Consider the following 12,083-nt stretch of genomic DNA (forward strand, 5'->3'; position numbering starts at 1 on the left):
AAAGCGTCAGCGCTTGGAGTACTGCGACGCCTTGCGGGCCTTCTTCAGGCCGTACTTCTTACGCTCGACCGCACGCGCGTCACGAGTGAGGAAGCCGGCAGCCTTGAGCGGCGGGCGATCCTCGGGGGTGACCTCGATGAGGGCGCGCGAGATGGCGAGACGCAGCGCGCCGGCCTGACCGGAAGGTCCGCCACCGTGCAGCAGCGCGACGATGTCGAAGGATTCTGCCCGATCGACGAGCACCATCGGAGCCTTGATCAGCTGCTGATGCACCTTGTTCGGGAAGTAGTCCTCGAGGCTACGGCCGTTGAGCTTGAAGCCGCCGGTGCCCGGTGTGAACCGAACACGCGCAACAGCTTCCTTACGACGACCGACGGTCTGGACCGGGCGATCGAACAGGATCGGAGCGGGCGCCGCAGCGGCTGCTTCGATCTCTTCTACGACCTCGGGGTCTTCGACTGCCACGAACTCGTCCGCGGCGATCTCCACGCCATCTTCCAGGTTTTCCTGCGACGTCACGTCATTTCCCTCCGGCGCCGTCACTGGGACACCTGCTTGATCTCGAACGGAACGGGCTGCTGAGCTGCGTGCGGGTGATTGGGTCCCGCGTAGACCTTCAGCTTGCCCGCGATGGCATTGCCGAGCTTGTTCTTGGGGATCATGCCCTTGACGGCCTTCTCCACGAGACGATCGGGGTTGTTCTCCAACACCTGTCGGGTCGAGCGCGACTTCAGACCGCCCGGGTGGCCGGAGTGGTGGTGGTGGAACTTACCGTCGAGCTTGTTGCCACTGATGGCAACCTTCTCGGCGTTGATGATGACGACGAAGTCGCCACCGTCGACGTTGGGTGCGTAGGTCGGCTTGTGCTTTCCGCGCAGAAGCGTCGCGGCTTGGACGGCGAGGCGTCCGAGCACGACGTCCGTGGCGTCGATCACATGCCAAGTCCGGGTGGTATCCCCGGCCTTCGGGCTGTATGTAGACACAGGTTTCCTGTCTTCATGATGTCGCTGCTGGCCAAGACGAGTGAATGACCTCGGCGGCCAGTTGAGACCCGAGATCAAGAGTTCGTCGCGCAGCATTGTGCGCGGCGAGCCCATACACGCCAAAGAGGGACGATACCGGGAACCGGTCCCCCAGGTCAAAACGCCAACCGAGGCGGTCACCGCATCCGCACACACGCTATACAGCGACGCGCGGCCGGTAGGGCTTCCAGTCGAGCGTCGGCTATCGGTGAACCACACCGCTCGCACGTGCCGTATGTCCCCGACGCCACCCGCGCTGCGGCGGCGTCGAGCTCCCTGATCTCGTCTTCCGCATCTCGCGCGAGCGAGAGCACCGCTGCCCTCTCGAACGCGATGGTCGATCCCTCGGGGTCGTGTTCGTCGTCGTCGGTCGACCATCGGGAGCCCTCGACGATCGCCCGGAACTGAGCTCGCAGCGACTCGAGCCGCGCGGCAACGAGAGCCCTCGACTCGGCGATTCGCGCGTTGTCACGGTTCATGGACTCCAGTGAACAACGAATGTCTGATGGCGGCAGCATTCGGCCCCAATGTCGATGGACACCGGGGCCGTGATGCACGTCGTGGGACGAGCCTTCTACGAGAAACGAGACCTGTTGAGCGCTTCCTGCTCCTGCATCCGCTGGTTGCCGGAGGTGACGGAGCCTATCAGGCTCTGCAGGACGCCGTTGAGCTCGGCCTGCGCCGCATTCCACTCGGCCTGCTTGATCTGATACGCATCGGAGTCAGCGCCCTGCCAGGTTGCGACCAGGGGCTGGATAGTGGTCTTGACCTCGTCGAGCTTTTCGTTCAGTGACGACCACTTGGTCGTCATGCCACCGGCCAGATCGCCGATAGCCCCGAAGTTGTACTTGATTTCGCCGTTCATCATCGATTCCTCACGTTTGTTCGGCCGACCTGTGTCGACTCAGGGACGTTCTGTGCTCTGATGACGCGATCAGAGGTTCAGGCTGCTGCCGACGGTGTTCAGCTGCGCGACGTTGTCCTGCTCGGACTGGTCGTACTGCACACCGCTCGTTTTGATCGACTCACCGATACCGGCGAGCGCGTTCTCCAACTTGAAAGCACTCGAATCCCAGCTGGTCATGACCTGGGCGAACGTCGTCGACGCGGTTCCCTTCCAGATCCCCGAGGCCGCGAGATCGACGTCCGCGCGCAGCGCCCGCAACAAGCCGCCGATCTGCTCGCGCAAGCCGTCGACCTTTGCAGACACTGCGAGCATGGTCTGAATATCTGTTTCTGCCATGTCGACTCCTTCATGTTCTTCGGTTTCGAGCACTCGGGTGAATGCTCGGTCGAGGCCGGTTCACCGCGGCGCACCTGCGGAACTCCCCCTACATCTGATTGGACGCATCCGCGTAGCGGTTCGGTTCCATCCAAAGCAAACATTCTCGAAATGCCTGCACCGGGCACCTACGAACCGGCCACCGAAAGACTCTCGACGGCGTGCGCACAATCATCGTCGAGTACATGTTCCGATCCCATCGAGCTCTGACAGCCGATACTGATCTGTAGACCGTCGTCGACGAAGACACGCCACTGAACTACCGAAGAATCGCCAGGTGACTCGACGTAGGAGATGCCGATACGCGCGCCGAAATCGGTGGCGCGCGTGAAATTTCCGATCGTGGACCTTTCGCCCCGAGCCACCAATTGCTCCTCGAGGTCGTCGGCGACGTCGTCGAACGTGACCGCCGGCTGGAGATCCACAGTGGCAAGCACGATTCTGCGGTCGGGGTAGTCGGGTGGCACCAGCAGAAGTCGTCCGACTTCGGAACGTTCGGACCACGACGCCGGAATCTCCACGCTCGCCCTACCGAACGACGAACGCGCCATCGGAGGCGGGCCTACGTCGGTTTCTGACTCGATCGGCACGGACGGGTAAGGCTCATCGACATTCGTCGTCTCGAGATGACTCGGCCAATCGGAAGACGGCGCTGGAGGATCCGATGTGATCGCCGATGCGGCATCGGTCGACCGTGCGGGCATCGCGACGGGCGTCGAGGAATTCGTGACGGAATCGAAGACCACGAATCCTCCGGCCGCCACCACCGCGACGGCCGCCACCACTCCTGCCAGGAGTATCGGAACACGGCGATCGGCGGACGGGTCCGGTGTGGGCGGGACTTCGGCGAGCCAGGCAGCGGCACGAGCAGGTCTGGGCGTTCCATCCGGCACCGCAGCGTCGTGAACAGCTGAAAGATCGTCCCGGCCGACCTCTTCGACCCCGCCACCCATCGAGCGGACCAGGTCGGGCCCTCGCAGACGATGCAATCGATGGGACCGGTCACGCAGCAGATCGGGAACAGTTGTGTGTCCGGTCGATTCGACGACGAACACCTCGATCGGACCGTTCCCGAGGAAAGCCGCCGCGCACGTCGTAACCCGCTCGTCGATGGAAGCGACGGTGTCGGCGTACGAATCAGCGCCCGCAAGGTCCCGGCTGCCCAGCGCAACCCACCGGCCGGAGCGCTCGTAGGGTTCCCCGGACCCGGACGACGCGTTGGCCGCTGCTCTCGACGTCAGAGCGCTGACGGTCGAACTCATCTCGTTCAGCTCGACGACGACGGCGCACGACGGCGCACGTTCGCCAGCTGACCTGACCGCTGCAGTCGCAGCGTCGACCACCGCCACTTCACGTGCAAGGGCGGACACCGCTCGGCGCATCACGCTCTGGCGACGGTCTCCCCAGAACGACGGGCAGACGATCTCCAGCATGTCAACGGGCCCGTGTACGCCGGACCGTCCAAGAGAATCGGCGACCGTTCCGCAGAACACGTGCTCGGCCGGAACCGGAATGGAACCGACCAGCACTTCCTCGTCGTCGATGAACGACCACGGAAATCGTTCGACTTCCGCTTCGTCCCGGTGCGACTCGCTGTCTGAATTCGAATCGTTCGGATCGAGCTCGCGCCCGAGAAAGACCAGGCTTCCGGCCTTCATCGACAACGCCGTCTCGAAACATCGAAGCGACCGACCCGAAGCCGATTCGACCAGAACCGACACCGAATCGTCGCCGAGGTGGACCGCGGCGTATGTAGCGGCCGAACTCACGTGGGCGACCAGGCGAGCTGAACCAAGGACTGCCCTCTCCTGTCGACGAGCACACCTCGTCCAGGTGGCATCGGCGACGGCTTGACGGTACCGATCAGATTTCCCTCGTCACGGCTGCCGCTCATCACCAGCCCTGGAGACACCAGATCTCGCATGCGCGAGATGATCTGGTCGTACATGGTTCGCGACGCACCGCCTGAACGGCGCGCGAGAACGAGATGCAGTCCGATGTCTCGGGCGTGGGGCAGGTAGTCGGCCAAGACGGCCAAGGGATTTCCCGACGCGGTCGCGACCAGGTCGTAGTCATCGACGATCACGAAGATCTCGGGACCGCTCCACCACGACCGTTCGCGAAGTTGTCGGGCGGTGACGTCTGGGCCAGGCATGCGTTCTGCAAGCTTCGACGCCAGTTCGTTCATCATCGTCGACAGAACCGGTTGCGACGCGGCGTAGCCGGCAAGGTGATCCGATTCGACCACACCGAGCATCGTCCGCCGATAGTCGGCGAGGATCAGCTTCACCTGAGTCGGTGTGTTGGCTGCTGTCAACGACGAGCAGATCGACGTGAGCAATGCGGTCTTTCCACATTCGGTATCCCCGAACACGATGAAGTGCGCCTGCTCCGCGAAATCGAGTGCAATCGGCTTCAATTCCGCTTCGTCGATACCGACGGGCACCCACAGTTCTGGCGTGGTCCCCCGCTGCCGTGGCCAACGCCCGGTCAACGTACGACGCAGTTCTTCTGTCGTCTGCCATGAGCATGGGACCAGCTTGACCTGATTTTGCCAGGGTGATGGGACCACCTGGATTGCCAGTTATGGGACCACCGGCGCGCCTTGCCGGTGGTCTCGTCGTTTGCTCGTTCGATCGTCTGTGACAGCACCAAGCACGTCACGGAGGTCGGTGAGCATGGCTTTTCGGGAGATCAGTGTGAACGAAATCAGAGAAGTACTGCGGTTGTGGCTCGGGACGCCAGCATTGCCGGCTCCCGGTTCACGCAAGATCGCCGAGCATGCCGGGGTGGACCGTAAGACCGTCCGTCGGTACGTCGAGGCAGCCCAAGGAGGTGGCCTCAAGAGAACCGACACTGCCGCTGCGGTGAACGATGATCTCATCGCCGCGGTCGTCGATGCTGTCCGTCCCGACCGACCGCACGGTCACGGCGCGGCATGGGAGCAGCTCGTGCCCCATGAAGAGCAGATCACCAAGTGGGTGGCAGGCGATGGTGAACAGAAGCCGCTCACTATCACCAAAATCGAAGTGCTGCTTGCCCGTAAGGGCTGCGTGGTGCCGTATCGGACGTTGCACCGCTTCGCCACCGAGCGGTGCGGTTTCGGCCGCAAGAACCTGACGGTCCGCGTCGTCGACGGTGACCCGGGGATCGAATGCCAGGTCGACTTCGGCTACCTGGGGATGCTCACAGACCCCGAGGACGGTCGCGCTCGCAAGGTCCACGCCCTGATTTTCACCGCGGTCTACAGCCGGCACATGTTCGTGTGGTTGACGTACTCGCAGACGTTGGTGGCGGTGATCGCCGGCTGCGAAGCAGCGTGGAAGTTCTTCGGCGGAGTCTTCGCGGTCCTGATCCCGGACAACCTCAAACCCGTTGTCAACGAGGCGGACCCGATCACTCCGCGATTCACCGATGGCTGGCTCGACTACAGCAATCATGTCGGGTTCATTACCGATCCAGCGCGGGTCCGGTCGCCGAAGGACAAACCGAGGGTCGAACGCACCGTGCAATACGTGCGCGGTAACTTCTGGGCCGGTGAACGATTCACCAGCCTCGCGCAAGCGCAGGAGGCGGTGGTCCGCTGGTGCGCCAGCACCGCGGGCATGCGCATTCACGGCACGACCTGTGCACGGCCGCTGGAAGTGTTCGAGGACTTTGAACTGCCGGTATTGCTGCCGGTTCCGGCGGTCTACGACGTGCCGATCTTCAAGGACGTCAAGGTCCACCGCGATTTCCACGCCGAAGTCGCACGCGCGTTGTATTCGCTGCCGCAGCAGTGGATCGGATCGACCTTGTCGGTGCGCGCGGACACCGAACTGGTGAAGTTCTATCACCGCGGCACCCTGGTCAAGATTCACCCCCGTCAGCCTCCAGGTGGCCGCAGTACCGACCGCGACGATCTCCCCGAACACAAAACCGACTACGCCTTGCGCGATGTCGCCTCACTCATCGCGAAATGCACCTCACACGGGCCGAACATCGGCATCTACGCCGAACGAATACTCGATGACCCACTGCCGTGGACGAGGATCCGCAGTGTCTACCGACTTCAAGGACTGGTCCGCCGCTACGGAGCCGAACGGGTGGAACAGGCCTGCGCGCTTTCGCTCGATCTCGATGTCGTCTCCGTCACCAAGATCGCCTCGATGCTCGAGCGCGCCACCGAATCCACCACGCCGGATCTACCGAAAGCAGTCGGACAATCATCAACGCGGTTCTCCCGCGATCCAACCGAATTTCGTTCTACTGCAACCACTTCACTGTCCGTCGTAGACGGCAGCACCGCACCTTCGGAGGGACGCCCATGACCACCACTCGCACCGCAGGCACGACCGAACCGGTCGGCACCGACCTCGTCCGACTACTCAAAGCCCTCAAACTCGGCGCGCTCGCCGACACCTTGCCCGAACGCGCTGCTCTGGCCCGCCAACACAAGCTCAGTCACATCGGATTCCTCGAAGTACTCCTTGCCGACGAAGTGAATCGCCGCGACTCCCGTTCGGCGATGCTACGGGCGACCAAGGCGGGGCTCGATCCGGCGATGGCCTTCGATTCCTGGAACGCACTCGACGATCTCCGGTACGACCGGACACTGCTCGGCGATCTGACGTCACTGCGCTTTCTCGATGCCCACCAGTCCGCGATCATCCTCGGGCCGGTCGGGGTCGGCAAAACTCATCTGGCAACAGCATTGGGACACATGGCAATCCGAAGACGACACAGTGTGCTGTTCGCTCGATCGGACAAACTGTTCACCAGGCTACGAGCAGCGCGACTCGACAACACCGTCGACGCCGAAATCCGGCGACTGACCGCAATCGAAGTCCTGATCATCGACGACTTCGCGCTGCGACCACTCGACGCCACCGAGACCAGCGACTTCTACGAACTGATCGTCGAGCGCCACCGGAAGAAAACCACGATCGTCACCTCGAACCGCGAGCCATCAGAGTGGCTGACCATGACCGCCGACACCCTCCTCGCCCAGTCAGCCATCGACCGACTGACCTCCGCTGCGCACACCCTCATCATCGAAGGACCGTCCTACCGCCAACGCACCCGCCCCGGAACAGTTGACGAAAACACCGACAACACGCATCCTCAATAACGCGCCACGGTGGTCCCTACCCTCTGGCAATCAGGTGGTCCCATCAACCTGGCAAGCGACAGTTCTTCCAATGGCAAGCTGTCCGGGAGCATCCGTACCTTCGGTGCGGATCGGCCGGCATAGCGCGCCACTATCAGCGACACAGCCGCCTGAATACCAGCTCCGAGATCAGGGGTAGACGGCGCATCGTCGAGTCTGGGGAGCCCTATCAACAGGTGTAGGCCGTCCTTGGTGATTCCTCGACCGGGCCGGTTCTCGGGCACCCGTGCGGCTTTCGCACGCCCGAATTCCGAGTCCGACGCGTCCCCGAGCTTCAGTTCGACCCGAGTGCCGATGAGATCTTTGGTGGCGGGGCGTATTTCGGCCCATCTGGATGCCGTGACCAGTAGATGAACGCCGTACGACAGCCCTTGTGCAGCCAGCGCTGCAAGTTGAGGCTCGAGTGACTCGAAATCGCTTCGGATGCTGCCCCATCCGTCCACGACGAGAAAGACGTCGCCGAAGTTGTCCTCGTCGTCGGTCCGAGACTCGGCTTTCCGTCGACGAAAATCCGCCATCGAGTCGATACCGCGCTGACGGAACAGTCGCTCCCGCCGTCCGATCACGGCGGTCACTTCCGCGACTGTCCGACGGACCGTGTCGACGTCCAGTCGGCTTGCTACAGACCCCACGTGCGGCAGGTCGGTGAGCCCGTTCAGAGTGCCTCCACCGAAGTCGAGGCAGTAGAACTGAACCTGCTCCGGCGTATGCGTCGAGGCCAGCGACATGATCAAAGTCCGCAGCGCCGTGGACTTTCCGGATTGCGGTCCCCCCACGATCGCCAGGTGCCCCTGCGCCGCGGACAAATCGATCTGCAGGAGTTCACGTCGTTGATCGAAGGGGCGGTCGACGATGCCGATCGGGACTCGTAACGTCGAAGCTCGCGGCTCGCCTGGTGAAGCGGTGCCGTCGGACAGAAGACGATCGAGTGTCGGAGACCGATCGAGTGGTGGCAGCCATACGTCGTGCGCAGGTGTTCCGTGACCACGGACGCGCTCGACGACGACATCGAGAACGGTGCGGCCGTCCTGTCGATCCTCCCGGTCACGTTCGGCGGGCGGTTGCGCACCGGACGATTCATCCGGAGCACTCCCTTCGCGGACGGGGATGTCCGGGACCGTCGGCACGGGGAAGGCGGCGAACACCCGCGGCCGGATGTCCACCACTGAGTGCCGAGTGCCGGCCACCCTCGTACGCGGCCGAACGTATGGACCCGACACGTACGAGGCCGCGAATCTCATGATCTCGGCCGAATCACACTTGAGGTATCCAGCACCGGGTTGCGCAGGGAGGTGGTATGCGTCTGGAACTCCGAGGACTGTTCGAGACTCGTTGGCCGAGAATGTCTTCAGGCCGATTCGGTAGGACAGATGACTGTCCAGACCGCGGAGCTTGCCCTCTTCGAGTCGTTGGCTCGCCAATAGAAGATGCATGTGCAGCGAGCGCCCCAGACGCCCGATCGCTACGAACAGGTCGGCGAAATCCGGTTGTTGACTCAGCAATTCGGAGAACTCGTCGACGACGATGAACAACGCAGGCATCGGCGCCAGCGCAGCCCCAGCCGCCCGCGCCTTCTCGTAGTCGGTCACATTCGCAAAGTTGCCCGCGTCGCGAAGCACCTCCTGACGACGATTCATCTCACCGGCGAGTGCATCCTTCATCCTGTCGACCAGGGCGAGATCGTCGGACAGGTTCGTGATGACGGCGGCGACGTGCGGAGCGTCTTCCAGGCCAGCGAACGTCGCACCACCCTTGAAGTCGACGAGAACCAGATTGAGCTGGTCCGGCCCGTGCGTCGCCACCAACCCGAGCACGAGCGTTCGAAGGAATTCGGACTTTCCGGATCCGGTCGCGCCGATACAGAGGCCATGGGGCCCCATGCCGTTTTCCGCCGATTCCTTGAGATCGATCTCCACCGCACTCCCGTCCGGCGCGACTCCGATCGGGACCCGCAAACGATCTCGTCCGCGCCTCGGCGTCCACACCTGCATCGGATCGAACGCTCCGACATCGGCGATGGCGAGGAGATGGTTCCAGCTGGAGATCGACTCTGCATCGCTCACCGACGAGTCGACGCCTGAGTGCAAGGTAGTTCGGAACGGAGACAGGCGACGTGCCACGGTCTCGGCGTTCGCGACGCTCATCGAGTCGGCGTTGCCGAAGACCTCGACATTGGGGCCGCTGAGCGCGCCTATCGTCCCGTTGTCGGTGAACAGTCGTAGACCGCGAGTCGACGCGAGCGAGGTCGCGAAGTCGGACAGGTCCACGACGGTGACCGATTCGAGCCCGGTGCGAATCACGTCGGTGCCGCTGTTGTCGAGCAGGCCTCCGTCCACGACGATGACCAGGTGCGGCACTCCGGGGGTGGGCGGAGCGCCTCGAGTGAATCTGTTTCGTAGCGAGAGGTGTTCGCCGAGAGCGCTTTCCAGCTCCAGAAACGAACCGTAGATCATTCGAGCGCTGCCGACTCCGTCGGTGAGCAGATCGTGCTGGGTGTGCGGTAGCCACTTCGTCCAGTCCCAGTGCATCACCGTGTCCGGCCCGCACACCACGGCGAGCCTGACCTGGTCCGGGTCGTGAAAAGTGCACAGTGACGCCAACATCGCGCGCACCGTCGCGCGGGCCGCATCACGGTCCCCCGCGATCGAAATTGCAGCGAATCCACGCAACGACACGGCGGTCGGCAGATCACCCACTACCGAATGCGCACGCACGAACCGCCTCAGCGACACAGCCGATACCGGTTCCAGTTCTTCGACCGGGCCGGTCTCGGGTGGGACCAGTCGCGTCGCGAGGCGTTGCGCTCCGCGAGCGATTCGAACGTGGCAGAAGTCGGGATCTGCTCCCCGGCGCTCCCACATTCGGTAGCTGCCGGCGTAGGACCACAGAACGCCGGGTTCCGGGTGTGACCATTCCGAGGCTGCTCGCTGGCTCGCCGAGGTGACACCGACGTCCTTGCGCAACTGATCCAGGTATCGCAGGTAGTCCTTGCGGTCCTCGTTGGCCTCCGCTGTCCGGGCTCCGCCGCCTTTGCCGCCGCCCGCCACCATTCCCAGCATCGACACCAGCATCATCGCCGGGAACATCAGCATCATCGGGTTCGCAGCCATGCCCGAGGTGAACATCAACGCAACCATGCCGACCATCGCCGCAACCATGACGACCGGCATCAGCTTCATCATCAAGTTGCCGGGAACGATCCGCGGAATTTCCGGTGGAGCTTGGAGCGCCACCTCGCCACCCGGTGTTCGAGGGACTCCTCGACGTGCACCGCGGACGAACCGAACGGTACTCACACTGCTTCTGCAATCACGCGATCTTCAGCCCCCGCCAATCGGTATCCCCCATTACCGCTGACACACCCATTCCCAGGCGAGTGTGTCTTCGCCGCGAAGGCTAACGCATCGAGGCGAGCTCGGCCAGCCTCGACTTCGACCCGCGACGGAATAGCCCGGGATCCACATCGGTTGGAAAAAGACGAGCGCACTGTGCTCGTCGAACCGAAAATTACGCTCGATTCTCGAACCGAAAGGCTGGCATCCACCGTGTCCGTACCCCTCTCCATTCTCGATCTAGCGCACATCGGCGAAGGCGAGAGCGTTCGGGACAGCTTCGATGCCAGCGTGACGCTCGCCCAGCGGGCCGAGAAGTGGGGCTACCGGCGCATTTGGTACGCCGAGCATCACAACATGCGCACCATCGCGTCGTCGGCGACCAGCGTTCTCATCGGCCACGTAGCGGCGAACACCAGCACGATCACTCTCGGATCCGGTGGGGTCATGCTGCCCAACCACGCCCCGTTGACCATTGCGGAACAGTTCGGAACTCTTGCGACCCTCCACCCGGGGCGCATCGATCTCGGGCTCGGACGAGCGCCGGGAAGCGACCAGCAAACGATGCGTGCGATGCGCCGTGACCCGGCCTCGGCCGATCGATTCCCGCAGGACGTTCAGGAGCTACAGGGCTATCTTTCGGACGAGTCGCTGGTGCAGGGCGTAGTGGCGACGCCTGGATCCGGCACCCATGTCCCCCTGTACATTCTCGGATCATCGCTGTTCGGTGCCCAGTTGGCGGCCGCGCTCGGACTACCGTTCGCGTTCGCGTCGCACTTCGCGCCTGATGCGCTGGAGCAGGCGGTGGCGATCTACCGCGCCGATTTCCGCCCGTCCGCCCAGCTGGACGCGCCCTATGTGATCGCCGGAGTCAACGTGATCGCAGCCGATACCGAAGCCGAGGCACAACGGCAGTTCCTTGCGACCAAGCGAAGCCGCGTGAGTCTCCTGCTCGGTCGCGGTCGCACATTCACCGACGACGAGGCCGACATGCTGCTCGATGCACCCCAAGGCCATCAGATACGGCAGATGACGAAGTACTCGGCTGTCGGCACACCCTCGATGGTCAAGGACTACCTGGACCGGTTCACCGGCCATGCAGACGCCGACGAACTCATCGTCGCATCGGGGTCCGTGGATCGCGAATCCTGGCTGCGGTCCTACGAATTGCTCGCCGATGTGAGCGAATTGGCCGGCTTGGAAGGAGCACGCACCACAGCCTGACAGTCATTTCCGGTCTCGACCCGTCGTCGCCACGAAGCTGGGTATCGTAGAGTCGCCTGCAGCCAGGGGGATGC

Annotated in this window: 10 protein-coding genes and 1 pseudogene; 3 read left to right on the top strand and 8 right to left on the bottom strand. The window is 63.3% G+C overall.

The window, feature by feature from the left end; genetic code table 11:
* Positions 1 to 6: 6 nt before the first annotated feature.
* The 7 genes from rpsI to WDS16_RS13810 all read right to left on the bottom strand — a co-directional run bounded on the left by rpsI (position 7) and on the right by WDS16_RS13810 (position 4,750).
* A complete protein-coding gene (gene rpsI / locus WDS16_RS13780; protein ID WP_082898136.1) occupies positions 7 to 543 on the bottom strand; it encodes a 30S ribosomal protein S9 in 537 nt (178 codons plus the stop codon).
* Positions 540 to 983: a 50S ribosomal protein L13 gene (gene rplM / locus WDS16_RS13785; protein ID WP_068380939.1), complete on the bottom strand. Its 444-nt coding sequence runs from the start codon at positions 981 to 983 to the stop codon at positions 540 to 542. The genes rpsI and rplM overlap by 4 nt, the downstream gene beginning before the upstream one ends.
* A 176-nt stretch (positions 984 to 1,159) precedes the next feature.
* Positions 1,160 to 1,501 (bottom strand): TraR/DksA family transcriptional regulator, encoded by a 342-nt coding sequence (locus tag WDS16_RS13790; protein WP_338893184.1) that lies wholly within the window; start codon positions 1,499 to 1,501, stop codon positions 1,160 to 1,162.
* A gap of 95 nt (positions 1,502 to 1,596) precedes the next feature.
* Positions 1,597 to 1,890 (bottom strand): WXG100 family type VII secretion target, encoded by a 294-nt coding sequence (locus WDS16_RS13795; protein WP_338893185.1) that lies wholly within the window; start codon positions 1,888 to 1,890, stop codon positions 1,597 to 1,599.
* Between the two features lie 66 nt (positions 1,891 to 1,956).
* On the bottom strand, positions 1,957 to 2,265 hold the full coding sequence (locus WDS16_RS13800; RefSeq protein WP_338893186.1) for a WXG100 family type VII secretion target: 309 nt from the start codon (positions 2,263 to 2,265) through the stop codon (positions 1,957 to 1,959).
* Positions 2,266 to 2,432: 167 nt separating this feature from the next.
* On the bottom strand, positions 2,433 to 4,073 hold the full coding sequence (locus tag WDS16_RS13805) for a type VII secretion-associated protein (protein ID WP_338893187.1): 1,641 nt from the start codon (positions 4,071 to 4,073) through the stop codon (positions 2,433 to 2,435).
* Positions 4,070 to 4,750: an FtsK/SpoIIIE domain-containing protein gene (locus WDS16_RS13810; RefSeq protein WP_338893188.1), complete on the bottom strand. Its 681-nt coding sequence runs from the start codon at positions 4,748 to 4,750 to the stop codon at positions 4,070 to 4,072. The genes WDS16_RS13805 and WDS16_RS13810 overlap by 4 nt, the downstream gene beginning before the upstream one ends.
* 232 nt (positions 4,751 to 4,982) lie before the next feature.
* Here WDS16_RS13810 and istA point away from each other — a divergent pair, with 232 nt between their 5' ends.
* Both istA and istB read left to right on the top strand, forming a co-directional pair.
* Positions 4,983 to 6,614 (top strand): IS21 family transposase, encoded by a 1,632-nt coding sequence (istA, locus tag WDS16_RS13815; protein WP_338887198.1) that lies wholly within the window; start codon positions 4,983 to 4,985, stop codon positions 6,612 to 6,614.
* Positions 6,611 to 7,414 carry an IS21-like element helper ATPase IstB gene (gene istB, locus WDS16_RS13820; protein WP_338887200.1) on the top strand — a complete coding sequence of 268 codons (804 nt, stop codon included), beginning with the start codon at positions 6,611 to 6,613 and terminating at the stop codon, positions 7,412 to 7,414. Before istA ends, istB begins: the two co-directional genes overlap by 4 nt.
* A gap of 59 nt (positions 7,415 to 7,473) precedes the next feature.
* Here the strand turns inward: istB and eccCa are convergent.
* Positions 7,474 to 10,749 (bottom strand): annotated as a pseudogene (gene eccCa / locus WDS16_RS13825) (type VII secretion protein EccCa); the annotation flags it as partial.
* A 249-nt stretch (positions 10,750 to 10,998) separates the two neighbouring features.
* Between eccCa and WDS16_RS13830 the strand changes: the two are divergent.
* Complete coding sequence (locus tag WDS16_RS13830; RefSeq protein ID WP_338893189.1) at positions 10,999 to 12,009, top strand: LLM class flavin-dependent oxidoreductase; 1,011 nt, start codon at positions 10,999 to 11,001, stop codon at positions 12,007 to 12,009.
* Positions 12,010 to 12,083: the final 74 nt, after the last annotated feature.

This window comes from Rhodococcus sovatensis (genome assembly GCF_037327425.1).
Lineage (GTDB): Bacteria > Actinomycetota > Actinomycetes > Mycobacteriales > Mycobacteriaceae > Rhodococcoides > Rhodococcoides sovatense.